At 46.5% G+C, this 26,498-nt stretch carries 26 protein-coding genes and 1 riboswitch; of the genes, 7 read left to right on the forward strand and 19 right to left on the reverse strand.

Annotation, left to right across the window (positions count from 1 at the left end):
- The 9 genes from JSY36_RS10005 to JSY36_RS10045 form a co-directional block, all read right to left on the reverse strand.
- On the reverse strand, positions 1-1,227 hold the full coding sequence (locus JSY36_RS10005; RefSeq protein WP_205166276.1) for an argininosuccinate synthase: 1,227 nt from the start codon (positions 1,225-1,227) through the stop codon (positions 1-3).
- A gap of 70 nt (positions 1,228-1,297) precedes the next feature.
- Positions 1,298-2,272, reverse strand: a complete 975-nt coding sequence (gene argF, locus JSY36_RS10010; protein ID WP_205166277.1) for an ornithine carbamoyltransferase — start codon at positions 2,270-2,272, stop codon at positions 1,298-1,300.
- Complete coding sequence (carB, locus tag JSY36_RS10015; RefSeq protein WP_205166278.1) at positions 2,260-5,484, reverse strand: carbamoyl-phosphate synthase (glutamine-hydrolyzing) large subunit; 3,225 nt, start codon at positions 5,482-5,484, stop codon at positions 2,260-2,262. Before carB ends, argF begins: the two co-directional genes overlap by 13 nt.
- Positions 5,477-6,529: a carbamoyl phosphate synthase small subunit gene (locus JSY36_RS10020; RefSeq protein WP_205166279.1), complete on the reverse strand. Its 1,053-nt coding sequence runs from the start codon at positions 6,527-6,529 to the stop codon at positions 5,477-5,479. Before JSY36_RS10020 ends, carB begins: the two co-directional genes overlap by 8 nt.
- A complete protein-coding gene (locus JSY36_RS10025; RefSeq protein WP_419466037.1) occupies positions 6,526-7,713 on the reverse strand; it encodes an acetylornithine transaminase in 1,188 nt (395 codons plus the stop codon). Before JSY36_RS10025 ends, JSY36_RS10020 begins: the two co-directional genes overlap by 4 nt.
- Positions 7,703-8,512 (reverse strand): acetylglutamate kinase, encoded by an 810-nt coding sequence (gene argB, locus JSY36_RS10030; RefSeq protein WP_205166281.1) that lies wholly within the window; start codon positions 8,510-8,512, stop codon positions 7,703-7,705. The genes JSY36_RS10025 and argB overlap by 11 nt, the downstream gene beginning before the upstream one ends.
- Positions 8,513-8,524: 12 nt before the next feature.
- Positions 8,525-9,754, reverse strand: a complete 1,230-nt coding sequence (gene argJ / locus JSY36_RS10035) for a bifunctional glutamate N-acetyltransferase/amino-acid acetyltransferase ArgJ (RefSeq protein ID WP_205166282.1) — start codon at positions 9,752-9,754, stop codon at positions 8,525-8,527.
- A gap of 455 nt (positions 9,755-10,209) precedes the next feature.
- Positions 10,210-11,247, reverse strand: coding sequence for an N-acetyl-gamma-glutamyl-phosphate reductase (gene argC, locus JSY36_RS10040; protein WP_205166283.1), 1,038 nt, complete (start codon positions 11,245-11,247; stop codon positions 10,210-10,212).
- A 603-nt stretch (positions 11,248-11,850) separates the two neighbouring features.
- Entirely contained in the window at positions 11,851-13,071 is a 1,221-nt protein-coding gene (locus tag JSY36_RS10045; protein ID WP_122897420.1) for a putative glycoside hydrolase, read from the reverse strand.
- A 224-nt stretch (positions 13,072-13,295) separates the two neighbouring features.
- On the opposite strand from JSY36_RS10045, the gene JSY36_RS10050 reads away from it, so the two are divergent.
- The 4 genes from JSY36_RS10050 to JSY36_RS10065 all read left to right on the forward strand — a co-directional run bounded on the left by JSY36_RS10050 (position 13,296) and on the right by JSY36_RS10065 (position 17,461).
- Positions 13,296-15,056, forward strand: coding sequence for a UbiD family decarboxylase (locus JSY36_RS10050; protein WP_205166284.1), 1,761 nt, complete (start codon positions 13,296-13,298; stop codon positions 15,054-15,056).
- 368 nt (positions 15,057-15,424) lie between these two features.
- Positions 15,425-15,613, forward strand: coding sequence for a hypothetical protein (locus JSY36_RS10055; protein ID WP_205166442.1), 189 nt, complete (start codon positions 15,425-15,427; stop codon positions 15,611-15,613).
- Between the two features lie 181 nt (positions 15,614-15,794).
- On the forward strand, positions 15,795-16,325 hold the full coding sequence (locus tag JSY36_RS10060; protein WP_336511468.1) for an NUDIX hydrolase: 531 nt from the start codon (positions 15,795-15,797) through the stop codon (positions 16,323-16,325).
- 110 nt (positions 16,326-16,435) lie between these two features.
- Positions 16,436-17,461 (forward strand): hypothetical protein, encoded by a 1,026-nt coding sequence (locus JSY36_RS10065; RefSeq protein ID WP_205166286.1) that lies wholly within the window; start codon positions 16,436-16,438, stop codon positions 17,459-17,461.
- A 404-nt stretch (positions 17,462-17,865) separates the two neighbouring features.
- On the opposite strand, the gene JSY36_RS10070 is transcribed toward JSY36_RS10065, so the two are convergent.
- The 7 genes from JSY36_RS10070 to JSY36_RS10100 form a co-directional block, all read right to left on the reverse strand.
- A complete protein-coding gene (locus tag JSY36_RS10070) occupies positions 17,866-18,687 on the reverse strand; it encodes a MetQ/NlpA family ABC transporter substrate-binding protein (RefSeq protein ID WP_122897424.1) in 822 nt (273 codons plus the stop codon).
- Positions 18,688-18,733: 46 nt separating this feature from the next.
- Positions 18,734-19,396 carry a methionine ABC transporter permease gene (locus JSY36_RS10075; RefSeq protein ID WP_122897425.1) on the reverse strand — a complete coding sequence of 221 codons (663 nt, stop codon included), beginning with the start codon at positions 19,394-19,396 and terminating at the stop codon, positions 18,734-18,736.
- Positions 19,368-20,399 carry an ATP-binding cassette domain-containing protein gene (locus JSY36_RS10080; protein ID WP_205166287.1) on the reverse strand — a complete coding sequence of 344 codons (1,032 nt, stop codon included), beginning with the start codon at positions 20,397-20,399 and terminating at the stop codon, positions 19,368-19,370. Before JSY36_RS10080 ends, JSY36_RS10075 begins: the two co-directional genes overlap by 29 nt.
- A gap of 136 nt (positions 20,400-20,535) precedes the next feature.
- Positions 20,536-20,638: riboswitch (SAM riboswitch) on the reverse strand.
- An 85-nt stretch (positions 20,639-20,723) separates the two neighbouring features.
- Entirely contained in the window at positions 20,724-21,152 is a 429-nt protein-coding gene (locus tag JSY36_RS10085; RefSeq protein ID WP_205166288.1) for an NUDIX hydrolase, read from the reverse strand.
- A gap of 14 nt (positions 21,153-21,166) precedes the next feature.
- Positions 21,167-21,691: a hypothetical protein gene (locus JSY36_RS10090; protein WP_205166289.1), complete on the reverse strand. Its 525-nt coding sequence runs from the start codon at positions 21,689-21,691 to the stop codon at positions 21,167-21,169.
- Between the two features lie 28 nt (positions 21,692-21,719).
- Positions 21,720-22,319, reverse strand: coding sequence for a DJ-1/PfpI family protein (locus tag JSY36_RS10095; protein ID WP_205166290.1), 600 nt, complete (start codon positions 22,317-22,319; stop codon positions 21,720-21,722).
- 38 nt (positions 22,320-22,357) lie between these two features.
- The gene (locus tag JSY36_RS10100) at positions 22,358-22,792 is read right to left on the reverse strand and encodes a GNAT family N-acetyltransferase (RefSeq protein ID WP_236784764.1); all 435 of its coding nucleotides are present in this window, start codon (positions 22,790-22,792) and stop codon (positions 22,358-22,360) included.
- Positions 22,793-23,239: 447 nt separating this feature from the next.
- Between JSY36_RS10100 and JSY36_RS10105 the strand changes: the two genes are divergently transcribed.
- Positions 23,240-23,407 carry a hypothetical protein gene (locus JSY36_RS10105; RefSeq protein ID WP_205166291.1) on the forward strand — a complete coding sequence of 56 codons (168 nt, stop codon included), beginning with the start codon at positions 23,240-23,242 and terminating at the stop codon, positions 23,405-23,407.
- Positions 23,408-23,440: 33 nt separating this feature from the next.
- Here JSY36_RS10105 and JSY36_RS10110 read toward each other — a convergent pair whose 3' ends face one another.
- Complete coding sequence (locus JSY36_RS10110) at positions 23,441-23,647, reverse strand: hypothetical protein (protein ID WP_142996775.1); 207 nt, start codon at positions 23,645-23,647, stop codon at positions 23,441-23,443.
- Positions 23,648-23,882: 235 nt separating this feature from the next.
- Between JSY36_RS10110 and JSY36_RS10115 the strand changes: the two genes are divergently transcribed.
- Positions 23,883-24,428, forward strand: a complete 546-nt coding sequence (locus JSY36_RS10115; protein WP_205166292.1) for an HD domain-containing protein — start codon at positions 23,883-23,885, stop codon at positions 24,426-24,428.
- A 318-nt stretch (positions 24,429-24,746) separates the two neighbouring features.
- Positions 24,747-25,745: a sodium:calcium antiporter gene (locus JSY36_RS10120; protein WP_205166293.1), complete on the forward strand. Its 999-nt coding sequence runs from the start codon at positions 24,747-24,749 to the stop codon at positions 25,743-25,745.
- A gap of 103 nt (positions 25,746-25,848) precedes the next feature.
- On the opposite strand, the gene JSY36_RS10125 is transcribed toward JSY36_RS10120, so the two are convergent.
- Positions 25,849-26,028: a hypothetical protein gene (locus tag JSY36_RS10125; RefSeq protein ID WP_205166294.1), complete on the reverse strand. Its 180-nt coding sequence runs from the start codon at positions 26,026-26,028 to the stop codon at positions 25,849-25,851.
- Positions 26,029-26,049: 21 nt separating this feature from the next.
- Positions 26,050-26,313, reverse strand: a complete 264-nt coding sequence (locus JSY36_RS10130) for a hypothetical protein (protein ID WP_205166295.1) — start codon at positions 26,311-26,313, stop codon at positions 26,050-26,052.
- Positions 26,314-26,498 lie beyond the last annotated feature (185 nt).

The raw sequence follows: 26,498 nt of genomic DNA on the forward strand, positions 1-26,498 counted from the left end.
TTATACCTCCTCTTTCACCTGCGTTGGCGTTTCTTTTTTATGCACATCTGCGTATACTTTCGTTGATAAACCGAACAGCTTGATAAAGCCTTCTGCTGCTTTATGATCGAACGCGTCGCCTTTTGAATACGTAGCGAGATCCGCGTTGTAAAGGCTGTTCGCAGATTTTCTTGCAACCACCTGATAGTTTCCTTTGAACAACTTCACTTTGATTGTTCCGGAAACAACGTCCTGAGTCTGGTCAATGAACGCTTCCAGCGCGTTTTTCAATGGTGAGAACCACAGACCTTCATAGATCAGTTCTGTCATTTTGTTATCCACTTGTGTTTTAAACTGCGTCACTTCACGAGGAAGGGTTAACAGCTCCAACTCTTTGTGGGCATGAATCAGAATAAGAGCAGCGGCATTTTCGTATACTTCACGGCTCTTTATCCCAACCAGACGGTTTTCTACATGATCAATTCTTCCGACACCGTGTGTCCCTCCGATTTCGTTCAGCTTCTCAATGATCTGGACAAAGTCCATTGATTCTCCGTTGAGCGCCACGGGGAGCCCTTTTTCAAATTCAATGTCAACGTACTCCTCTTTGTCCGGTGTCATCGTAATCGGTGCTGTCCATTCAAATGCGTCTTCAGGTGCTTCTGCCCATGTATCTTCAAGAACACCTGCTTCACAGGCACGGCCCCAGATGTTTGCATCAATGGAATACGGCTTATCTACATTCACCGGTACATCAATGCCTTTTTCCTTTGCATATTCGATTTCTTCATCACGGTTCATTCCCCACTCTCGAACAGGTGCAATAACCTGAATATCCGGGTTCAATGCCTGGATGGAAACATCAAAGCGTACCTGATCGTTTCCTTTTCCTGTACATCCGTGAGCTACAGCTACGGCACCTTCCTGTTCAGCAACCTCAACGAGAAGCTTTGCGATTAACGGTCGGGAAAGAGCAGAGCTTAATGGATACTTCCCTTCATATAAACAATTGGACTTCAACGCAGGGGACAGATAGCCTTTTGCCAGAAGTTCCTTTCCTTCAATCATAATGGCCTTAACAGCTCCTGTATCAAGAGCTTTCTGTTTGATCGCTTCAAGATCCTTCCCTTCACCTACATCAATACCAAGGGCAATGACATCGTAACCGTATTTTTCCTCAATCCATTTGATGGACACGCTTGTATCTAAACCTCCGGAATAAGCAAGAACCACTTTACCTTTACTCATCACTATCTCTCCTTTATATATGAATGATTATTTACTTACGAGAATTTTTATACATTCATAGTATAAAAAATTAGTTGCTCATCGTCAACCGTAATAATGCTTTTTGTGCATGTAATCTGTTTTCCGCTTCGTCAAATACAACCGAGTGTCTGCCGTCAATGACTGATGCTGTCACCTCTTCGCCGCGATGTGCCGGGAGACAGTGAAGAAAAATAAAATCTTTATCCGCATGACTGCATAAAGCTTCATTTACCTGATACGGAGCAAAAACATTCAGACGTTCTGCCCGCTCCTCTTCATCCCCCATACTGGCCCACACATCCGTGACAACCACATCGGCGTTCGTGACTGCCTCCACCGGATCCTCTGTTACAGTAATGGCTGAGTGGTTCTTTGAAGCTATTTTAAGGGCTTTTTTTACAATAGACTCATTCGGCTGATACCCTTTAGGACTTGCAATTGAAATATTCATTCCGGAAAGGGCCGCACCTTCAATCAGGGAGTGAGTCATATTGTTGTCACCATCACCGACAAAACACACCTTCAGCCCTTTGAGCCGGCCTTTATACTCGATGATCGTCTGCAGGTCTGCCAGCACCTGGGCAGGGTGATGATCATCTGTCAGCCCGTTTATTACAGGAACCGTCGCATGAGTCGCAAGCTCCTCCACTTTGTTATGGGCAAAGGTTCTAATCATGATGCCGTCAACATAGCGGGAAAGAACTTTGGCTGTATCAGAGATCGATTCCCCGCGGCCGAGCTGAAGGTCCTTTGAACTGAGAAAGATGCCGTGTCCCCCAAGCTGCTGCATCCCGACTTCAAAGCTGAGCCGCGTTCTTGTGGACGATTTTTCGAAAATCATCCCTAGGGTTTTTCCTTTCAGGTAATCGTGGGGGATGCCTTGTTTCTGCTTTTGCTTTAATTCTGCCGCTTCTTTAAGAAGAAGGACGAGCTGCTCCTCAGACAAGTCTGCCAAAGTGAGAAAATCCTTCCCCTTCATTGTCTTCTCAAGTCCTTGCTGTATATTGTTTGTTACCAGTTGCATCGTTTCACCTCATTCATGAATTTTTTCTTACCTGTAAGCTCCAGAAGGCTCACTGGCTGCCCGTTTGTATACGGGGCACTGTTTACATCCAGCCACGCTTTCAACGACTCAGCTGCTGTAAAGCAAGGGACGTCAAAGGTAACGGCCAGTTCTCTTATTAAAAATCCTGTACGGTCTTTTGTCCGCCCCATCGTCGGTATATTAAATACCAGGTCAGGCTGTGCACTCTTCCACCAGTCGGAGAGTTCTTCCCCTTCAACACAGGTGGAGACGATCCCTGACTCATTCAAATAATCTCCAGTCCCCTTTGTTGCTGCAATCTCATAGCCCAGATCTGAACATGCCTGGATAAAAAAGAGGGCTTCCTGCTTCGCGCCTTCCGCGATTGAACAGAACAACAGAGGATGATTCTTTACCGGCGGCGCTGCTATGACCTTTTTATACGCCTCTTCCAGTGTAAAACCAAAGCCAAGGGTCTCACCGGTTGATTTCATTTCCGGCCCGAGTACATGATCCACACCTGGAAGTTTGGATGCTGAAAATACCGGGGCTTTTACTGTGAAGTAGTCAGGTTCTGCTAAAAGTCCCTTCATCTCTTCCGGCACCTTCTCCCCGAGCTGGATCCTTGTCGCCCATTCCACCATAGGCACCCCGGTTACTTTACTCATGATCGGCACTGTCCGTGACGCTCTCGGGTTTACTTCCAGAACGTAAACTTGATTGTCGTGAAGGACAAATTGAATGTTCATCATGCCTGATACAGGAAGGTTAACAGCCAGTGTTTCTGCGTATTCGAGCATCGTTTCCTTTGCTTCTTCACTTATGGTTACCGGTGGGAAAAGAGCGGTACTGTCTCCTGAATGAACACCTGCTTTTTCCACGTGTTCGAATATTCCAGGGATCATCACAGACTCTCCGTCACTGATCACATCCATCTCGCACTCCATGCCCGGCATAAACCGGTCAACCAAAAGCGGCCAGCCCCGCTGATTTCCCGATCCCATAAAAAGCTTCACGTTTTTAACAAGCTCGGTGCGGTTTTCACAAACAAACATGGACTGTCCGCCAATTACATAGGATGGGCGGATCATAACAGGGAAACCAAGTTCCCTTACTGCCGCATCGAGTTCATCAAATCCGCTGACGGTTTTTCCCGGGATATGGGGAATTCCGTGTTTGTTAAGAAGGCCGTAGAATTTTTCCCGGTCTTCAACTCGGTCAATGGCTTCCAGAGGGGTTCCAAATACAGTTACACCTTCTTCTGCCAGGGCTTCCGCCACATTTATTGCCGTCTGTCCGCCAAATTGAACGAGAACACCTTTGACCTGTTCTTTTTTTGCCACAGCTAAAATATCTTCTGCCGCAAGGGGTTCAAAATAAAGCCGGTCCGCCACGGCGTAATCGGTGCTCACCGTTTCAGGGTTATTGTTCATCACAACTGCCTCAAAGCCCAGCTTCTGGACTGCTTTTGCTGCATGAACAGAGCAGTAGTCAAACTCCACCCCCTGGCCGATCCGGATTGGACCTGAACCGATAACCAGGATTTTTTCAGCCGGTGTGACAGGCACTTCGTCTTCCCCCTGATATGTTGCGTAATAATAAGGAGTCACCGCATCAAATTCCGCCGCACATGTATCCACGAGCTTGTAGCCTCTCGTAAGACCCTGCTTCTTCTGTTTCTGACGCACGTCCCGTTCGGTTACATCAAACAGGGAAGCGATCCACTCATCTCCAATATTCATGTTTTTCGCCCGGTGAATGTGTTCATCCAGTACCGTTTCCCATGAGGACACCGTGAGTGTTTTTTCCATGTCCAGAATGTTGGCGATCTTCTTTAGGAACCAAGGGTGAATCTGTGTATGACGATGGATATCTTCCACAGTTAAGCCTCGCTTGAATGCCTCTCCGATGGCAAACAAACGAAGGTCCGTTGGTACTTCCAGTGTGTGTGTGACCTCTTCATCTGTCATCTGCTTCACAAGAGGGTGATCGAGGCTGTAAATGTTCATTTCCAAAGACCGTATTGCTTTATTTAAGGCGCCCTCAAATGAGCGGTCAATCGCCATTACTTCCCCTGTTGCTTTCATCTGCGTACCGAGAGTACGGTCTGCTTCGGGAAATTTATCAAATGGAAAACGGGGCAGCTTTACAACAATATAGTCAAGGGCAGGTTCAAAAGAAGCAAACGTTGTTGCCGTAATCGGATTTTTAATTTCATCCAGATCATACCCGAGTGCTACTTTCGCCGCGATTCTTGCAATTGGGTATCCCGTCGCTTTCGATGCAAGTGCCGAAGAACGGCTTACTCTCGGATTCACTTCAATAATGCAGTATTCATTCGTCTCGGGATGAAGGGCGAACTGAATGTTGCATCCTCCCACAACGTCCAGTGCACGGATCACTTTTAATGAAGCGTCACGAAGGAGCTGATACTGCACATCTGAAAGCGTCTGTGACGGCGCCACAACGATGGAATCTCCAGTATGAACCCCTACCGGATCCATATTTTCCATGTTGCACACGATCGTACACGTGTCATTCGTATCCCTCATCACTTCATATTCGACTTCTTTCCAGCCTTTGATGCTTTTTTCCACCAGCACCTGATTGATTGGACTTAGCGTCAGCCCCCGCTTAAGGACCTTTTCGTATTCCTCATCACTCGAGGCAAACCCTCCTCCTGCACCTCCCAGGGTATAGGCTGGACGGATAATAACCGGATAGCCTGATTCCTTCACGAACTGCCGTCCTTCTTCCAGAGACGCGACAATGGAAGATTCAGGAATGGGCTCACCAATGTCCATCATCAACTGCCGGAACTTCTCCCGGTCCTCACCTTTCTGAATGGCTTCTACACTTGTTCCGAGAAGGGTAACTCCGTATTTTGCGAGAATACCCTTTTCATAGAGTTCAACGGTAAGGTTCAGTCCGGTCTGACCACCCAGTGTGCCGATGAGTCCGTCCGGCTTCTCTTTTTGAATAACAGCTTCCACACTTCCGGCGGTGAGCGGTTCCATGTAGAGTTTGTCAGCAACCGTCTCATCCGTCATGATTGTAGCGGGGTTGTTATTCACGAGAATCACTTCAACCCCTTCTTCTTTTAAAGATAAACAGGCCTGCGTTCCTGCATAGTCAAATTCGGCAGCCTGACCGATAACAATCGGACCAGACCCGAGTACAAGCACTTTGTTTACCCCCTGAACCTTAGGCATACAATTTCCCTCCTGCTGCAACTGTCTGCTTTATAAAGTCATCAAAAAGGTAATCCGTATCACTTGGTCCCGGATGGGCCTCAGGATGAAACTGGACACTTTGTACTGGAAGAGTGTTGTGACGAATCCCTTCCACTGTCCCGTCGTTCACATTTTTGTACGTCACGTGAAAGTCTGACGGCAGGTAATCGTTCTTTACAACGTAGCCATGGTTCTGAGAAGTCATCCTCACTTTTCCGGAAACCATCTCCTTGACCGGATGGTTACTCCCCCGGTGACCGTTCAGCTGTTTTTCTGTGCTCCCGCCATAGGCAAGGGCGATCAGCTGGTGTCCAAAACAGATCCCAAAAGCCGGCCAGCTTTCGGATATCTTCTTAATTTGAGTGAAATACGGTTCCAGCGCTTTTGGGTCGCCGGGGCCGTTACTGAAAACAACAGCATCAGGGCAAAGCTCCTTCATTTCATTTAAAGTGGTTGTAAATGGAACAACCGTTACTTTACATCCCCTTTTAAGCAGGGAATCGAGAATTGATTTTTTGTAACCGTAATCCATCATCACCACATGAGGATTTCCTTCTCCGTATGTTTTTGCCGAGGTTACAGAGACCTGATGGACGAGACTCAGGGAATTTTCCGTCTTCCATGGGTGCGATAAAGAAGCAGTATCGGATATGATGCCTGTGACCGTATTGTGCTGTCGGATCGTTTTGACAAGAGCCCGGGTATCAATCCCGCTCAACCCCGGGATTTCCCACTTCATTAACAACGTTGAAAAAGAACCTTCGGGATCCCACATTTCACCGGTAACAATTCCAGCCACGGCTGGCCTCGTGCTTTCATTTGCCGTTTCAAGCAGGCCGTAATTTCCTACCATCGGATAGCAGAATGTAAGAACCTGTCCTGCATAGGAAGGGTCTGTGAGCGTCTCCTGATAACCGGTCATGCTTGTGGTGAATACGACTTCCCCTGCCTGTTTGCCCGTGGCACCAAGCAGTTCACCTTCAAACACCTCTCCTGTACTTAAGTGTAGATAACCTTTTGTCACAGCTTCACCCCTCCTTTCTCCTCAATGGCTGTGAGTATGTTTTCCAGCACACCAACCACTTCGTCGATTTCCTCTTTCTTCGTTGTTAATGGTGGCAGGAGCCGTACAACATTCGCTCCTGCTGTCAGAATAAGCACGCCCTTCTCGAGAGCTTTTATGACAATTTCTTTTGCCGGGCATGAGACTTCCATTCCCGCCAAAAAACCTTTCCCTCTTACAGATTGGACGAGAGAGAATTGACTCTCCAGTCTTTTAAGCTGTGAAAATAAGTAATCGGACTGCACCTCTGCGTTTTTAATGACGTTGTTATCCAGGATTTCCTTCAGTGTAGCGAGCCCTGCTGTTGAAGCGAGGGGATTCCCTCCGAATGTAGTACCATGTGATCCCGGCGTAAAAGAAGCCGCGGCATCTTTCCCTGCAATAACCGCTCCAATAGGAAAGCCCGACCCAAGTCCCTTTGCAAGAGTCATGACGTCCGGGGTAATGCCGTAATGCTCATAGGCAAACAGTTTTCCTGTACGCCCCACGCCTGTCTGAACTTCATCTACAATCAGAAGGATATCATTTTGTTTACAAATTCCTTCAAGCTGCCGGACCCACTCGGTATCTGCGGGTACAATGCCTCCTTCACCCTGAACCAGCTCCAGAAGAACGGCACACGGGCGTTTTGCTGCAATAGCATCGAGGGCAGCAGTGTCGTTAAACTCCAAATGTTGAAAGCCCTCTGGTAAAGGATCAAATCCTGCTTTCACATGACTTTGTCCGGTTGCCGTAAGAGTGGCAAGCGTTCTTCCGTGAAAAGACTGCGCGAACGTGACGACTTCATGTGTATTTTTCTGTCCTTTGTCTGCTGCATATTTCCTTGCCAGTTTAATTGCCGCTTCATTGGCTTCAGCCCCGCTGTTGCAAAAGAATACCTGGTCACCGAAAGAATGACGGGTGAGCGCTTCTGCAAGTTGTTTCTGAGCAGGAATGTGGTATAAATTCGAACAGTGCCACAGGCTTTCAAGCTGGTTTTCTACTGCTTCTTTCACCGCGTCAGGCACATGTCCCAAATTGCACACAGCAATTCCTGACGTGTAATCAAGATATTTTTTTCCGTCTGCATCCCAGACAGAGGATCCTTTTCCTTTCACAATCTCTATCGGGAAGCGCTGATAGTTCTGCATGATGTTATCCAACACGGTACCCCTCTTTATCTGCTGTAATTTTTGTTCCAATCTCTTTTCCTTGTAAAAAATCCGGGAGGCTTGATGCATTCATACCGTTTACAATTCCTACACGGGTTACTCCCGAGGACAGTCCGTCAAGTGCGGACCGGACTTTGGGAATCATACCTCCTGTAATCCATTTATCTTGAATAAACGATTCCGCTTCTGTTTGTGTCATTTCATGAACCGTTTTTGTCTGTCCGTTTTCTTCTATATAAATACCGGCAATATCACTGATAAAACAAAGCTCTGCATTCAGTGCACCAGCCACGGCAGCTGCAGCCACATCACCGTTGATGTTGTAGGTTGTACCCTCTCCGTCGCCGCCAACAGGGGAAATAACAGGAACCATTCCCTCTGAGGCAATAAGATCAATGAGGGCTGTTTTGACTTTGGTTACCTTCCCTACAAGACCGAGAGCACTCTCTTTGTACATCGGTTCTGTTGTAAAAAGACAACCGTCAACTCCACTGAAACCGAACGCATTGGCTCCGGCTTTTTGGAGAGAGGAAACGAGTTTTTTATTCACAGACCCGCTGAGAACCATTTCCACAACCTCAAGGACTCCCTCAGAGGTGACCCTCATTCCGTCTGTAAATGTTGTCGGCACGCCCTGCTTCTCAAGCAGCTCTGAAATGAGGGGACCGCCGCCGTGAACAATTACAGGCTGCCACTCTTCAGTATGCTGAAGGTCTGCAATGGTTTCATAAAAACCATCTGGGAGCCGGTTAAGGACACTGCCTCCACACTTAATAACAACGTACTTTTTCATCACAGTACCTCCTTACGTCCGGTATGACGCATTTATTTTGACATAGTCGTAAGTAAGGTCGCATCCCCAGGCTTTCGCTTCTCCCTCTCCCTGACCGAGGTGAGCGTGAATGCTGATTGTATCGTTATTCAGGTATTCCTTTGCCGCACCTTCATCAAATGGAAGAGGAAGCCCCTGGGCAACGACCGGAACAGGTCCGAGAAAGACATCCACTTTTTCAGGTATAACAGGTTCGTTACTGTATCCGATGGCACAAACGATACGCCCCCAGTTCGGATCACTCCCAAAGACAGCGGTTTTTACAAGATTGGAAGAAATAATCGCCTTCCCGATCCTTTTCGCTCCCGCATCTGACTCTGCACCTGTCACCGATACTTCAATGAGCTTTGTAGCCCCTTCGCCGTCTTTTGCAATGGATTTGGCAAGACTCTCACACAGGGTTTGAAGTGCTTCACAAAACTCCGCCCACTGTGGATGCCCTTCGTGAAGGGTATGATTACCGGCGTGGCCGTTCGCCATGAGGAGGACCATATCGTTCGTGCTCGAGTCTCCGTCAACGGTAATCATGTTAAATGTACGGTCAATCGCTTCTTTCAAGGCGTTTTGGAGGCTCTCCCAGGCTACTTCTGCGTCTGTAGTCAGAAAAGCGAGCATCGTTGCCATATTCGGATCGATCATCCCCGACCCTTTTGCCGCGCCGCCAATGGTGACGGTTTTCCCGTCGATAACAAGCTCAACGGAGGCGGTTTTTTCACATGTATCTGTTGTGAGAATGGCTTTTTCAAACCGGTTTGTTCCCTCGTTTTCTTCATCATAAAACGCTGTAAGGCCCTGGCTGATTTTCTCAACCGGCAGAGGAACTCCGATCACACCTGTGGAGGCAACTGCTGCATGTTCCGGGGCAATCCCGACGGTTTGGGCAAATTGGGAACGCATATCATAGGCGTCTTGTAACCCCTTTTCTCCCGTACACGCATTGGCTACACCGGAGTTTACGAGTACACCTTGAATTTTGTGATCTGTGAAAATACTTTCCTTCGTTACTTTTAAAGGCGGTGCCTGAAACTGGTTGGTCGTGTAAACAGCCGCAGCAGTTGCAGGCGTATCAGAAATCAGCCAGCCCAGGTCAAGCTTTTTTCTCCGGATGCCGCAGTGAACGCCGCCTGCCCGGTAACCTGCGGGAGTGGTTACGCCTCCGGCAGAATTAATTTTGCAGATCGGTTTACTTGTGATTGTTTTCATTTTTGCACCACCTTTTTAATTTTTACTATTGTATAAGTCATTGATGGAAGATGTTTATGCTGCATCCACCCCTTATCTTTTTGAGGTGGTACCGGTGAGCCTCATGCTACGAAAGGCCACTGGAAAAGTCCATTAGTTTGGAAAAGTAAGGTGTTGATTTCCGCTCATCGCGCTCCTTTTCTGTTTGCGGTTCGAGCCTCAGCGCTTTGCGCTTCCGAGGTCTCCCCGGAACTCGCTCTTACCGCAGGAGTGTCGAGCATTCGCTTCAATAAACACTTTTTTTATAACGGCATTGACCTTTAGCACATCAGAGAATTTAACTCACTTTATTTTGCAATCAAAGCTCTAAAGTGGTGACGTTATTATCAGACTTTGATTTTTTCAGTGGATTCCTCCGCATTGCGGGGTCTTATCAAGGCCCGAAAACTGCAGGAGCCTCGTTCGCTCCTTTTTGTTTAAGGATAGACCGGCACTTGCCCAAGACCGGCTGTTTCTTCCCATCCGTTCATTACGTTGACATTTTGGATGGCCTGGCCGGCGGCACCTTTTCCAAGGTTGTCGATAGCGGATACGATGGTCAGCCTGCCTGTGCGTTTATCGGAATAAAAGCCGATGTCACAGAAGTTACTTCCGTAAACTTCTTTCGTTGCCGGAATCTTGCCTTCAGGTCTGATGCGAACGAAAGGATCGTTTTTATAAAAGTCTTCGTAATAGCTGATTAGGTCTTTAGTAGTCTGGTATTCTTTCATTTCCACGCTGATTGTACAAAGGAGTCCCCGCGTCATAGGAACAAGATGCGGTGTGAAGGTGACTGTGACCTCCTCCTCACTTACCGTGTTCAAAAACTGCTCAATTTCCGGAATGTGCTGATGGGTGCCCGGTTTGTACGCCTTGAGGCTTTCATTTGTTTCGGAAAAGTGGGTGTTCAGCGACATTCCTCTTCCAGCTCCCGAAACGCCAGACTTCCCGTCGATTACGATTCCGCCTTCCTTAGCCCAGTTCGTTTTAAACAGAGGCATTAAGGCAAGAAGCGTCGCTGTCGGGTAGCATCCCGGGTTTGAAATGAGGGACGTTTCTTTAATCTCTTTCCGGTAGATCTCTGTGAGACCGTAGGTGGCTTTCTTTTGTACACTTTTTTCAGGTGGTGATTTTTTATACCACGTTTCATAAAGCCCATCCCCGGTAAGTCTGAAATCACCTGAGAGATCCACGCATGTGATTCCTTTATCGAGACACCCGGACACAAGATCCTTACTTACACCCGCTGGCGTTGCAAAGAAAACAAGGTCTGTTTCCTCACCAAGAGTATGTATATCGTATTCATCCATTGTATGAGAATAAATATCTTGCAGATGTGGATAGGCATCTTGTATCAGTGTCCCGGACTGAGACTTGGATATTACAGAATTCAACTGTATTGACGGGTGTTGTTTCAGTAATCGGATTAATTCGACGGCACCGTACCCCGTTCCGCCCACAATCGCTGCATTCATTTTGATCGTGCTCCCTTCAACTTGAATAATTAATTATTATACTTGCGGTTCTATTTTTATGCAATACCTTTTTAGAAAAAGTTTTGAAAAAAAGTACGGGGTCTGTCCCCGCACAATTATGTGTAAGATTGTGGGATTGGGAGGAGTGTCAAACAGGTGGTTAATGGACGAGGAGTCAGGGTGATTTGAGGCGGTTCTGAAAAATATCCTCATGATTATCGGGGCTTTGTGTTCTATGGATTTTGATTTGTATAAAAAAATACAATATGACTAAAAATCAGTTTTTCCACTACACGATAATTTCGGAGTTAATTGGCATTTTTGTTTTGCCGGCTTTTCTGCAGGCTATTAACGCGCCGCCATTAGCAGATGAATTACGCCGACTGTTCGGGGAACCTGGGTTTGGTACTGTCATTCTTTTGGGAATCGTTCCCGGCATTCTAACACTGATGTTTTACTGGATGTATAAGAAATATGTCGTTGATTTAGTTCTTTCTCTATGAAAGTGATAGAGATGACAAGAAGTTCCCTCAGCCTCCTATTCTACTGCAGGCTGCGAAATCATAAAAAAACAGACGCATCAGCTGCGCCTGTTTTTTTGTATTAATCTTCTTTTCCGATCAAATAGTCAACGCCTTCACTGTAACGGTTACCGGCGTTCCAAAGGAGGAATTCATCCACGCCGTTTTCGTACAGCGCTTTAATCTGTGCCTCCACTTCGGCAGCACGGTATGGAATGTAGTTGCCCGATCCAAGGTAGGATGCTGTAAAGTCCTGAAGCCACGGACGGGAAACAGGCGGCTCTTCCAGTTCAGCAAGCTTTTCATTCTCGATTTTAATGTACTCTGTCACCAGTTCATACGGGTACAGGTCCGGTTTGTCGAGTCCGAAATGGGCTGTCCAGTGACTCGGATAAATCATAGAGGAAATCACGTCCACATTCTCTGAAATACGCGTGAAGTTCTGGCCGATTCCCGGAGCCTCAGGCAGCGTTGCCGTGTAACCGAAAATGTCAACGGATACATCCACATCATAAGGAGCAAGACGTTCCCTCGCGTAAGCTACAAAATCAGTCACGGCATCAACACGGCGCTGCACATTGTCCCCTTCACTGTCTTTATAATCCCCTACTTCATAATTCAGCTCTTCGTCCCGGCGTTCAAACCCTTCCGGATAACGGACATAGTCAAATTGGATCTCCTGAAAACCCATTTCCGCAGCCTTGATGGCGATATCAATATTATAGTCCCAAACCTCTTTGAGGAACGGGTTCACGAACGCTTCGCCACGGCCGTTTTTCCACACTTCGCCGCTGTCTGTCGTAAATGACCACTCCGGTTTTTCTTCAGCAAGCAAGGTATCCTTAAATACTACCACCCGTGCAATCGGATACACCTCATGCTCTTCAAGACGGCTCATCATTCCTTCAGGATCACTGATGAAGGGGCGGCTGATGTCATAAAAGGGATCGTCCTCTTCAGGCTTATACGTTAGAAATCCATCATCATCTTTAATATCGATGACCATGGAATTTAAATCCGTTGTATCCATCAGGTCAAGGAGTGACTCCATGCGCGCACCGCCGGCTGAATGAGCGGTTACAAAAATCCCCCGGACGGCATCCGGATACTCGAATGTATAGCCCGAATCAAACGAAAAACGCGCCACACGATCCGGCCACTCCCGGACCTCAAGGGCGTTTGCCTTCTCGCCGTGAACGTTCATCGACACCGTTTCTTCTTCTGCAGAAGCTTGTCCTGATACCATGAACAAAGACACCCCTGCCACAAGCGCTGCTACCGTACTTTTACCGAATTTCCCCATTTTTTCACTACCTTTTCTGCCGAGTTATGTAGGCCACTATTTCCTTTATTTTATCCTATTGCCTACATTATACAACGAATTCCAGTGAAACCCAACGACATTTCCCGGCGGATTTTGTCGCATTTTCGCCAGTTCAAGGGATTGTCATTCACCCTAGCTGTGTTTTTCCTTTATAATAGAAACATATTGTCCGAAACGAGACTAAATTTGAGGTGGAACTGTTTATGCATCGCAACTTACGATCCTTTATCGATCAGTTAAAAAAAGAAAACGACCTTGTGGAAATCCACGCCGAAGTCGATCCTTATCTTGAAATTCCCGAAATTCACCGGCGCGTGATTGACGAACAGGGCCCGGCCCTTCTTTTCACAAACGTCAAAGGAAGCACTACGCCTGTTGTCACAAACCTGTTTGGAACCGTTAAACGCGTCGATATGGCCTTTGGCCCAAAGCCTGAAGCCTTTGTTAAACAAGCCGTAGGTGCACTGGATAAACTGATGCCCCCAACCCTCGGCTCACTTTGGAACGAGAAAAATCTGTTTACAGATGTATTAAAAATGGGAACAAAAGGCGTCAGCCAGTCAAAAGCACCCGTCATGGAGCACCATACAACCGATGTAAACATGAAAGAACTCCCGGCCCTTACAGGCTGGCACCATGACAGCAATCCGTTTGTGACCCTTCCCCTTGTGTACACAGAGCACCCGGATCATAACGAACATAACCTGGGCATGTACCGGATTGAAATTAAAGAAGCCAAAAAGACCGGCATGCACTGGCAGATTCATAAAGGTGGCGGCTTCCATCACAGTGTTGCCGAAGAAAAAAATCAGGCACTTCCCGTTTCCCTTTTTGTAGGGGGACCGCCGGCACTGATCGTTTCTGCGATCGCACCGCTGCCTGAAGCTGTGCCTGAACTGATGTTTTCATCTCTTCTTATGGGTGAAAAATTAAACGTAGTGAATGTGGACAACCATCCGCACCCGATTATCGCTGAAGCAGAATTCGCTTTTGCCGGAGAAGTTCCTCCACACGTGAGAGAACCTGAAGGGCCGTTCGGTGACCACTACGGCTACTATTCTCTGGAGCATGACTTCCCGGTATTTAACGTAAAGCAGATGTGGAAGCGGAAAGATGCCATTTATCCGGCCACAGTCGTTGGTAAGCCGCGCCAGGAAGACTACTTTATCGGAGAGTACCTCCAGCGCCTTATGAGCCCGATCTTCCCGGTTGTCATGAACGGGGTAAAAGATCTGTGGACTTACGGGGAAACAGGTTTCCACTCCCTTGCCGGAGCCGTTGTCCGTGAAAGCTACTATAAAGAGGGCCTTGCCCACGCCCTGAGAATCATGGGTGAGGGCCAGCTGACCCTTACGAAATTCCTGATGGTGACGAATAAACCGGTGGACCTCTCCAACTTCCCTGAACTTCTGGAAGCTGTGCTTGAGCGTTTCCAGCCGGAGCGCGACCTTCTTATTTTAAACGACACGTCCATGGATACTCTTGATTACACCGGACGTAAGTTTAATGTAGGTAGTAAAGCGATTATGACCGGACTCGGGGAGCCGGTCAGGGAACTTGCCCGTACGTATGAAGGCGGCTCCATTCCGGGGGCAAAAGACGTAACGCCTTACTGTGGCGGCTGTCTCGTCATAAGCGGTCCGTCCTTTGAAGAAGATCCTGAATTTGGAGATGCCCTTGTAAAGCATGCCGGCACACAGCTGAAAGACTGGCAGCTCGTCTTCCTAGTCGATGACACTCGCATCACAGAATCCCAGCAAGCGATGCTCTGGACGACGTTTACCCGTTTCGATCCGGCCTACGACCTTTATGCGGACCGTGATATTGTCCGGAACAACATCCGCTACAAAGGACCGGTCATCATCGACGCCCGGATGAAGCCATTCTATCCTGACGAAGTGGAAACACGGGAAGACATTGACCAGCTTGTTACCGACCGCTGGAAAGAATATTTCCCCGGATAACCCAAAAAGCACTGGACCGGGAGGAACGCTCTGATGCTACAAGCACGGAACCGGCTTGTAACAGACAAAAACTCGAATGGAAAAGCCTGACCCGCAACCGGGTCAGGCTTTTTCGCTGGCATTTGGGTAGTGCTCCGGCGCTTAAACAGGTTCGGAGCGGCTTTAAACAGCTTATGCATGGATTTAAACAGGTTCCGCTGCACTTTCAACAGATTGCCCGCCGCATTAAACAGGTTCATTCCCCTTTTAAACAGGTTAGCCCTTTTTCCTCCCGAATTCCAAGGAATATTATGTTAAAATGTATGCAGAAATAAGCAGGTCCCACCTTTGTAAACTGACAGGAAAATAAAATAAAGCGGAGGTTTGCTTTGAAAAATAACAAAACCGCACTAATGATCTCTATTTTGGTATTAACAGGCTTCCCGGTTTTCTTCCTCTTTGTATCATTGTTTACAGGGCAATGGAGTTATCTTGCCTGGAGTATTCCACCTTCTTTTCTTGCTGGATTCACCGGCCTGATGGTTACTCTGAACCAAATAAAAAAAGGCACTCAATGATCCCTCTCCTATTTCGTTATAAGTCCTTTTTGACATGAACTGCACCTAAGAAGGAGAGCTCAGAGCCATCTGGGCTTGCTTTTCTGTTCACTATTTACTTGGCCCCGAAAAATGCACAGTGTAACCGCTACAGCAAACGAATCGTAATGAACCGTTTAAATGAAAAATCACCCTAAAAGGAGTGAACGCCTTGGAACTTTGGGATATCTATAATAAAGACAGAAGCCTGACAGGCAGGAAAAAGCAGCGTGGGGATCTATTTGAAGCCAACGCTTATCATCTAGTGGTGCATGTATGTATTTTTAACGAACGTGGCGAGATGTTAATTCAACAACGACAGGCAGATAAAAGCGGATGGCCCGGGATGTGGGACGTAAGTGTTGGCGGAAGCGCATTGGCCGGGGAAACAAGCCAGGAAGCCGCAGAAAGAGAGACGAAAGAAGAACTTGGGTATACACTATCTCTAAAGGATCACCGCCCCTGTCTTACAGTCAACTTTGAAGCCGGGTTTGATGATTATTTCCTTTTGGAAAAAAACATTCAAATCGACTCACTGCCAATGCCGACAGAAGAAGTGAACCAAGTGAAATGGGCGTCAAAACACGAAGTTTTGTCCATGATTGACGAAGGGGTTTTTATCCCTTATCACAAAAATCTGATTAAACTATTTTATGATATGAGAGGCCTGATTGGTGCTCATACTAAAAGGTGAAAACAATTTTTTCTTCATCATGCCTGAAAGAGTGCAGAATTAGAATTAATTCAGTCATATTCCCCTGGGACGGCTCATATGATTACTACAGTGACCATTCTTTCAGAGGAGTGAATCCATTCAAAGACAAAATCACCCTGCTTACATCAGAGTTGAATTCGCTCTTAAACAAGCTTTATGAACATAATAAAACGTCCCAACAGGTAACTGAAGTATTGATTGCCAAAAACACGGTTCAGTTTATTTGGAAAAAGGTATTGACGCTTATCTCCCTTAAAGGGTTGTTTGCCTTCCTTCTCGTTTTCGTTCCAGGATCGGTTCTTTCCTTTATGACAGGGGTTTTTCATCCCCTGTGGAACTTACCCGCCCCAACCCTTTTCTTTGCAGCCCTCATTTTTCTGACTGTCTTCTTTTTTCTCATCAGAAAGATCGTCCTTTATGAAATGACCAGGCTGGACAGCCCGTTTTTTCACATCGGTCTTTATGAAAAACTCCGCCCTGCTGAATACCAGTCTCTTGTACCCCTTGCCAGACAGAAGGACTTTGTAAACAGGTTAAGAGAGGATCTTTTTCACGCCCTTAAGGAATCGCCTGACACACTTGAACCCCTATTGGAAGAAAAAAATACAGCGATTCGCCGCCTCCTTGTTCAGCTTGAGAGCACGGAAGAAAAGGTCCTTCTTTTTAAAGAAAAGTACGATCTCCTTCTTCAGTTTCTGTTTCAGCTAAAACGAAAGCTGAATCTTCTCGTAAACGACCGCTTTACACTGGACAGCATAAACTTCGGAACGAACTACTCGTTATATAAAGTAATTAATCAGCGTCTGATCTTTATCGATGCCTATGGCGTCAATAAAGCCGAGCTTGATGAAACGATTGATACTGCCGACACGAGCAGCCCCTTTGTTCAGGCACTCCATTACTCGTTTAAGGACCCTCTTATAAATGAACACATGATCAGCTGGAATCGAACGCTTCAGGACAATTCCGAGTGGGTTCTCTCTCTTCATCTTGACGAATCCAACCGGACGAGGTTTCTGGAGAATACGGACGTGGCAAGGCTGAACCTCGCAATCACACAGGAACTTCTGTGGATCTGCTGCGAACTCGTAAATAAATTTAAGCAAAAAGGATGATAAAAGGCCCGTAAACGTTCCTTTTATCATCCTTTTATTTGTCCAACGCTTTGTTGGCTTCTTCTTTCGCTTTTTCATTGTCTTTTTTCAGATCATGGATCATTGCGTCCATCATCTGGGATGATTGTGACTCAGCCAAAATAAGTCCCTCCTGCATACGGGTTGTCCTGTTCAGTGTATCCGGTTCTTTTTTACCATATACGCGGGATATGGAATTGGTGCATCTAGACGTGTCCTGTTGCTGTTTCTTTAAAGAGAAAAATGAGATATGAGTGAGAATTCAGCATAAATGAAAAAAAGAATCATGATATCTGTATGGAAATTCATCATAATCTGAATGAACAAGTCGTCCCGAAAAAACAGACTCCCGGATTTTACACCGGGAGTCTGTTTTCCACTTTTATTTATTCATCCATCCACTCCGGCTTGCCGAAGCCCTGGAACTCTTCATCGATTGTATTCGCAAAGGCTTCAGATTCAACAGCTTTTCGGAGATCCTCTGCAAATGGCTCGTCAAGTGAGTCGGTGTTCACAACCACACGGTTTCGGTAGTCATCGGGCATTTCCTCCAACGCCAGTGCATCAAGCAAATCCATTTCCGCTGCGAGAGCAAAGTTCCCGGGAACTGCTGCCAGGTCAACACTGTCTACAGCTCTCGGCAGCTGGGCAGCTTCAATCGCCTGGAACTGCAGGTTTTTCGGATTGTCTTCAACATCACGTTCCGAGACAGTTGTCGGTGTTGCATCATCACTTAGTGTGATGAGACCCTCGTCCTCAAGCATTAAGAAAACACGGGCCACATTGGTCGGGTCATTTGGAACGGCAATTTGCGTACCGTCTTCAATGTCATCAAGTGAGTCATATTCATCTGAATAAATCCCCATAGGTGCCGTTGGAACAACAATCACTTCAGAGAGATCAAGTCCGTTGTCCTCTGCGAAAGTTTCCATATATATCTTATGCTGAAACAGGTTTGCGTCGATGTCGCCGTTTGCAAGAGACAAGTTTGGCTGAACGTAATCACTGAATTCCACTACATCAACCGAATAGCCTAACTCCTCCAGTGATGGTTTGATGGCTTTTTCCACCATATCGCTGTACGGCCCTGCAGTCGCACCGATTTTCAGTTCTTTTTTCTCTTCTCCGCCTGCTTCACTCTCTCCTCCGGAACATGCTGCAAGTACGCTTAATCCAAATCCTAATCCTAAAAGTGCTGCTTTTTTCATCGTATCATTTCCCCTTATGTTAGTTTTTAAAATTCCTGCTCAAATATTATGATTTTTTATCCACTACCCGGGCCATCCGGTCGCCGGCAAATTGAATAAGCTGAACGAGACAGATCAACACCACAACAGTGGTGAGCATCACGGTGTTGTCATAACGGTAATACCCGAACCGGATTGCCAGGTCACCGATTCCCCCGCCTCCGACAATACCTGCCATGGCAGAGTAGCCGATTAAGCTCACTGTCGTAATTGTCACGCCTTTAATCATCGCCGGCTTCGCTTCGGATAAAATAACGTCCTTGATGATCATCCACGGAGTGGCACCGGCTGCGATCGCCGCTTCGATTACCCCTTTTTCAATATCCCGGATGGATGATTCTACGATCCGGGCAAAAAACGGTATCGCTGCGACTGACAGAGAAACAGACGCTGCAGTAGGACCGATCGTCGTTCCCGTGATCCATTTGGTAAACGGCAGTAATGCCACAAGCAGAATAATAAATGGAATAGAGCGGATTAAGTTAACCACCACATCCACGATCGATTTGAGTATCGGGTTTTCCAAAAACAGATCCTTTTCAGTAACAAATAATAAAATGCCGAGTGGCAGGCCGAACAGTATTGCCACAAACAAGGCGATCGCAACCATATAGACCGTTTCAAAGAAAGCTTTGTTCAACTCAGGCAAGAGCTCGATGATGGCTTCCATGCTGAATCACCTCCGTTGACTGGGTTCTGTTTTTCAAATACTCAATCGTTTTTACGACTTCGCCAGGCTCCCCTTTAATCTCCATAATGAACGTCCCAAGAGGCCTGTCCTGAATGTATTCGATATTTCCGTGAAGGAAGTTGCCTTTAACCTGAAATTGCTGAAGAGCATCTGACACGATGGACTCTTCCGCTGCTTCTCCCTGGAATTTTACTTTTACAATCGTTCCTTCACATCGGTCGATTAATGGCTGTGGAAGATCAAACTGAATAATCGTTTTAATAAAGTCCTGTGTTAGCGCTTCTTTTGGTGACGCGAAGATGTCATACACAGGTCCTTGTTCAATCACCTGCCCGTCCTGCATCACAGCCATCCGGTCACAAATGTCCTTCACCACTTCCATTTCGTGTGTAATAAGAACAATCGTTAGGCCAAGCTTTTTGTTAATATCCTTTAGCAGGTTAAGTATGGATTTCGTCGTACTCGGATCGAGTGCTGACGTCGCTTCATCACATAAAAGAACTTTAGGGTCATTGGCCAGGGCCCTTGCAATGCCGACCCGCTGTTTCTGTCCCCCGCTCAGCTGGGCAGGGTATTGATCTTTTTTGTCATAAAGACCCACAAGAGTGAGGAGATCATCGACTCTTTTACTTGCTTCGCTCCCGGATTTCCCCGCCGCTTTTAAGGCAAACGCTACATTGTCATGAACGGTTTTGGAGCTGATCAGGTAAAAGTGCTGAAAGATCATCCCTATTTTCTGCCGCGCTTCCCTCAGTCCTTTTTTGTCCAGTGACAAAAGCTCTGTTCCATCCACTTTAATCGATCCCGATGTCGGTTTCTCCATCAGGTTAATACACCGGAGAAGGGAACTTTTCCCGGCACCGGAGTAGCCGACGATGCCAAACACTTCCCCCTTTTTTATGTGAAGGGACACATCGTCAACTCCGATTACTGTACTCTTTTTTGTCTTGTATTCTTTCACCAGGTGGTCAATCTCGATCACGATGACCTCTCCTTTCTTTAATAACAGTCCTTACCGGAGTATAACGGTAGTTTTACTCCAACCAATTGTGAAATAATAAACATTCAGGAAAACAGAATAACCTCTTTCATCTGAAAGAGGTCATGGACACGTTCATGTCTTATCTTCCAGAATCTACATTCTGCAGGAAGTGGCACCGTTCCATCATGGAGGTTGCCGGACGTCATAGGGCCTGATCCCTCAGTCACTCTCGATAAGGAGTATGAAATTATTATTTTATAATAAAGAAAAGTTGGACAATTGTCAATAATCTTCTTTCAAAGTTGCTTCAACCTCAAATATCGTTTAAAAAAGATTCACAAGATCCTCAGGTACTACATTTAGCTTTCTTTTTTTCATATCCTCTATAGAAATCCATAGAAGCTTGAACATTTCCCCGTTACTTTCCACACCTTCAAAGGACTCTTTATCGTAATACGCGGGATCCGTGAACGCCGCATCATACACCTGGACGATCTCGTGACCCGTCTTACCGTTAAAGGTAAAGATGTTTTCAATCGTTCCAAGGTATGTAACGCCTTTGACCGAAGTCCCGAGCTCTTCTTTTACTTCCCGTACGACTGCATCCTCACTCTTTTCCCCGTGATCGATGCCTCCGCCGACGGGGCGGTAAAAATACTCATCCTTTACATAGTCATAACCTTCAGCGACTAAAATGCTGCCGTTATTTGAAAACACACAGACAGCCAGCGTCCTGATCTCGTTTTCTCTCATATGACTTCCCCCTTTTACCACTGACCATGAAACATCATCCGTTCCATGACCGCTACGAAAAGTGTTGTAATGATATTTACGGTAATGATTACAATAAGTAATGTTTTTACCTGACGCGTGTAGCGTTTCAAAGCGTAGTAAACAATCGGGACTTCAACTAAAACCGTCAGCCCAAGGTAGCCGAGCAAAATAATATAGTAAGGACCGGATGTGGCTGCCATGTTCCAAGCAATGCCCCATTCACCGCTGTAGATAAGGAAATTCCCGGCCCTCACGGCATACGGCAGGATAAATGATACGAAGTTTGCCAGTACGACCGCTCCAATTCCTATGACGAGTACCCGGACTGATTTTACCAGTCTCCCAAATAGAAAAATCCCGGTTATTTCAATAACGAGCGTAAGGGCAATCGCGACCGGCAAAAGCGTCCGGGGACTGTCCGTTACCCACTGCCATGACGAATTGGCAAACGCCGGTGATGAAAAAACAATTAAGACAAGGATTACTGCAGCTACACTTACGGGTACTTTCTTTTTCACCACGGTTTCTCCATTCTTTTACTGTGTTCTATTTTATATCGATGTCGTACTCCATACGCTTCGCTGTCGTCTTCGCCACTTCAGCACCAAGAATCCTCGTGATGATGTGAAAGCTCATATTAATGCCCGCAGATATTCCTGCAGATGTGAGAATTCGTCCTTCGTCCACGAATTTGACGTTTTCTTTAACCGTTAAATCCGGAAACTCGCGGCCCAGCCGCTCCAGGCTTCCCCAGTGGGTAGTGGCAGCTCTCCCCTTTAACAGCCCCGCCTTAGCCAGTAAAAAAGAGCCGGTACATACACTTGTCATGAGGTCCACCTTTTCGTTCTGTTCAGCAATCCATTCGATGACTCGTTCGTTATGGAATTCAATCTCCCGTGCTCCCCAGCCGCCGGGAACGATAAGAATATCCAAATCCGGTGCGTCATTAAAACTATAGTCAGGAACAACCTTCAATCCGTTTCTTGCCTTCACGGGCTCCCCCGTTTCAGAGACCGTGCTGACCTGAAACGGCTGAGTGCCGTCTTTATTTACAGTTACGGAAAACACTTCGAACGGCCCGGCAAAATCGAGAACCTCTGCTTCGTTAAACAAAAAGATTCCAACATTCCATTTGTTCTTTCTCATCGGATCGACTCCTCTCTAACCATTTAGATGGTACTGTTCTAGTTTAAATCCTTTTTAAACACAAAACTCACCTTTTCGTACCCCATCTTTTCTTCATAAAAGCGGTGGGCGTCTGTACGCTGCAGACCTGAAGAAAGGGCCACTGAAGCATACCCGTGCTCTTTTGCCCAGCCATGAACAAAGGTAAGCAGTTTCTCCCCCGCTCCCTTTGAACGTAAGTATTCATCCGTTACAAGATCACAGACCCACACAAACTTTCCATAATACAGTGTGGTCATCGGCTTAAAACCGGTAACAGCCGCAAGCTTTCCATCTGTTATAAGAGCAAACATCCTGTAGCGGTCATTCTTCATGGCATCCTGTACGAGTTCTATGTAATCCTGTTCATTCAGATGTGTACGCAGCTGGTTCATGACAGGATAAGCCCGGCGCACCTCTTCTTCTGTGACAAGCTCCTTAATCAAAATATTCAGCTCCCTTTATTCGTCTGCCCCTGGAAAACACGCCAGACACCCGTTACTCTAATTCCTCATCAGACAAGGTAGTTCCTTCTTTCCATGAGGAAACGGGTGCTAACCCGTTAAAAGGGGATTTTAAGCCGTTAATGATGCTGTTGAAGCCGTGAGAGCGAGCTGGGAAACCGTTAATCAGAGCTAATGTCTAATTCCCTCCTTACCGTTCAGTCAGGCGGGGAACTCATCCTTTCACGACACTGTTACGGACACAAAAACAACAAACAGGCTGGGACATAAAGAAAGTGTTTAGCCTGGAATCCGAACTATTCCCTGACATATCGAATGAACTATACGTAGACTCACGGGGGATTAAAAGAAGCCACTGGAAAAAGTTAAAGATCGAACTTCTTCAGTGCCTTCGATGAAAAGCCAAGGTGAGACCCCGCAGTGACGAGCGTTAACTTCATGAAAATGCGACGAGTTGCTTCGACGCAGACAGCTGCAAAGGTTAGCCGGCCGAGGAAGAAGCAGGGAAGCTGGAGGAGGGTAACTCGCTTCCCGCGGAAAACGAAGTATATTTCAGGAACGGTTTATCAGCGCCGCTTTGGTTTGTTCGGATTTTCGTTTGACTAACACACTTTTGTCCCAGCCTCTTTGCCAGTCCTATCACTTATCCTCTTTTTCCTTTACTGCAGCTAAAATTAGCACAACCATTAATGGAATAAAGAAATACCAGTGCATAAATACGTCTGCACCTGTCTCTCCCGTTTGAATATAATGATAAATACTGTTTATGACCATAGCTGCCGCAAAAATACCGATCAGAACTTTAAACACCCACATGGGTACAGGTCTCAGGATGTCTTTTAGCATAACGATAACTCCTTTTTTTACAAGTGCGTTTATTTTATCATATCCCCGGATAATCAGGCATTCCGGTCTGGACATTAGGACAGATATTGTATACACCTCTGCCCATACTAATAATTAAATGTTGACATCCCCCCCTAGTCATCCGTATAATCTATAACAATATACTTCTTTAAGGAAGCCCGGATGTTTAAACTTTTTACAGAGTGTTAAATAAATAGAAAAGGAGGTTTTGTATATGTCACGTGTAACGATGCAGGACATTTTGAATCATGAGATCACACAGAAATTTGTAAAGCGGTCGGGCCTTGCCCATGCAGTAGCGACGGCGGAATATGCGCTTAAACTTTCAAAAGTGCACAGAGTCAATCCCGACCTGGCCGTAAAAGCTGCTTTTCTTCACGATATCGGTCACTACACCTGGTACCGGAACGGAAAATGGGACTACTCTCTTTATAAAGAGAACGATATACACGCCATTAAAGGAGCCGAACGTGCCCACAAGCTCCTCATCCGTCTCGGGGAACACCCGGTTAACGCTAAGAAAATTGCTCTGGCTGTGCTCCTGCACACCGATTCGTACCTGCCGGAAGGCGAACTTCACCTGGATCCCCTTCAAAATGTCGTCGCCCTTGCGGACAAATGTGATGAAGAACCCGGCGGCAGCCATCATTACAAACAAATCTCTGATTACGATGCTTTCCAGCGTCTCGGAGAGCTCGATGAACAGATTGAAAAAGCGCTTGAAACAGATGAAAATGCTCAATCAGCCTCTGTGTCCTGATTGGGCATTAATTTTACACAACTTTACAACGAAAGATCCGTTGACGGTTTGAAGGCATCGTGCTACATTTTTAGTAAGAAAACATTCCTTTGTAAAAAGGGGAGTAGCGACCGGGAAACCGGTTAGCGAGTCGTCACTTCAGTGCGTTACGCACTCGGTTCGCTAAGCTTGTCTGCTTTCTATGAAACAATGAAAGCAAAAGTACGCAAGACCTTTTTATGAAATGAAAGTCTGAGGCTTTTTCAGGCTTGATTTCATAAGAAGGTCTGTTTTTATTTTACCGGGGCTTGTCCCTGAAAATAAAAGGAGAATGTTGATATGTTTCCATTTGTCTTGTTTGCTCTGGCTGCGGCTGTAACTGTGATTGCCGCTGTACGCTTATCCACCTACGCTGATGTGATCAGCGACCGTACCTCCCTCGGAGGAATGATGGTCGGAACCCTCCTCCTGGCAGGAGCCACGTCTCTCCCGGAAGTGACCACCAGTGCGACAGCCGTGTTTGTGGGAAGCCCGGATATTGCCGTAGGAAACGTACTGGGAAGCAATTTGTTTAACCTGATGATTCTCGCAAGCTTTGATATTCTGTACCGGAAAAAGAGACTTCTTGGAAACATTCACTCCGGACATCAGATGAGCGGATTTGTGAGCCTTGCCCTCACCGCCCTGGTGATGGTGATGATTCTCGCACCGACGGGCGTTACGATTTTAGGCATCGGCATTGAGATGTACCTGATGGTTTTCTTCTATGTTTACAGTCTGCGTAAAATGAACGAGCAGGAAAAAGCCATTCCTGAAATTGCGGCAGCAAATGAAGAAGGAGAAGAAGCCCTTCAGAAAACAACGAGCCACATTCCGTTGAAAAATGCCAAGATCGGATTTGCCATCAGTGCCGCTGTCATTTTCGTTGCAGGATCCCTTTTAACGATTGCAGGTGACCAGATCGCCACAATAACCGGACTGGAAGCAAGCTTTGTAGGGAGTTTCTTTATTGCAGCTGCCACTTCCCTTCCTGAAGTTGTCACTGTTCTTGTCGCTCTTCAGCTTGCCAACTACAACCTGGCTGTAGGGAACATTCTCGGGAGTAATGTTTTCAACATGATGATTCTCGTCGTGTCAGACCTCTTGTTCCGATCCGGCGCGATCCTCGGGGCCGTGAGTCCGGTCCTCGCCCTGACCGCTTTCTTCGCCATCGTCCTGAACCTGATCGTTCTCGGCCACATGGTCTATTTACGACAGAAGAGTCCGAACCGGTTTTACATTGTTCCGTCGGTTGTTCTTCTGATCGTGTATTTTGTGGCGAGTATTATGATGTTTTAACTATACCGCAAAAAATCCCCGGCTCTTTCTGATGGAGATGACGGGGATTTTCGTTTATTCGAGGGAAGACAGTGACTTTGGAAACGGCGGACTCCCTGTCATGCTATTTTTCAATTTCAAATTCATAAATTTCATCTTTTTCTATATCCCGGACCCTAACCATCCAATGGTCACTTTTTTCCTCCACATCGGTGACCGCCACAACATATCCTTCAGGTCTCTCAATCCATTCGAGAGCTTCTTTTACCGCAGGCTGGCTTTCCCTGTTTAACACTTCAACCAAAATGGCCTCGGATTGTCCGGGCTAGGAGGTGAGCACGTGGTCGTACTCAATTTTCACGTAGTCCCCTACTAAGACATCGTCACCGGCACCTGAAAAATTGATCGCTTCATAATCCTCTGAAACACCACCGGTTTCAGAGAAGTCCTGACTCCCGGGTGCTACAGCCAGGACGGTGTCGTCTTCTTTCTCAATGATATACGCTTCCATAAACATATAGGGATCTTCATCGTTTGTTCCGCATCCGGTTAAAGTAATGATTCCTGCGCAATAAACAATACGAACCATTTCATCTCTTTCCCCCTCCCCGTTGGCTGTACATTTACCTTACCACACCGAGTTTCCATACAAAGGTTGCTAAAACAAACCAGCTGTTCGAGAAGTAACGGGTTCACTTCAAAGGTGCAAACAAGGAATTCCCCCCTCACTTCATTGGTGGAAATAAATATATTCATCTTGTGATTTCAGTGTGA

This window comes from Alteribacter salitolerans (assembly GCF_016901055.1).
GTDB lineage: Bacteria > Bacillota > Bacilli > Bacillales > Salisediminibacteriaceae > Alteribacter > Alteribacter keqinensis.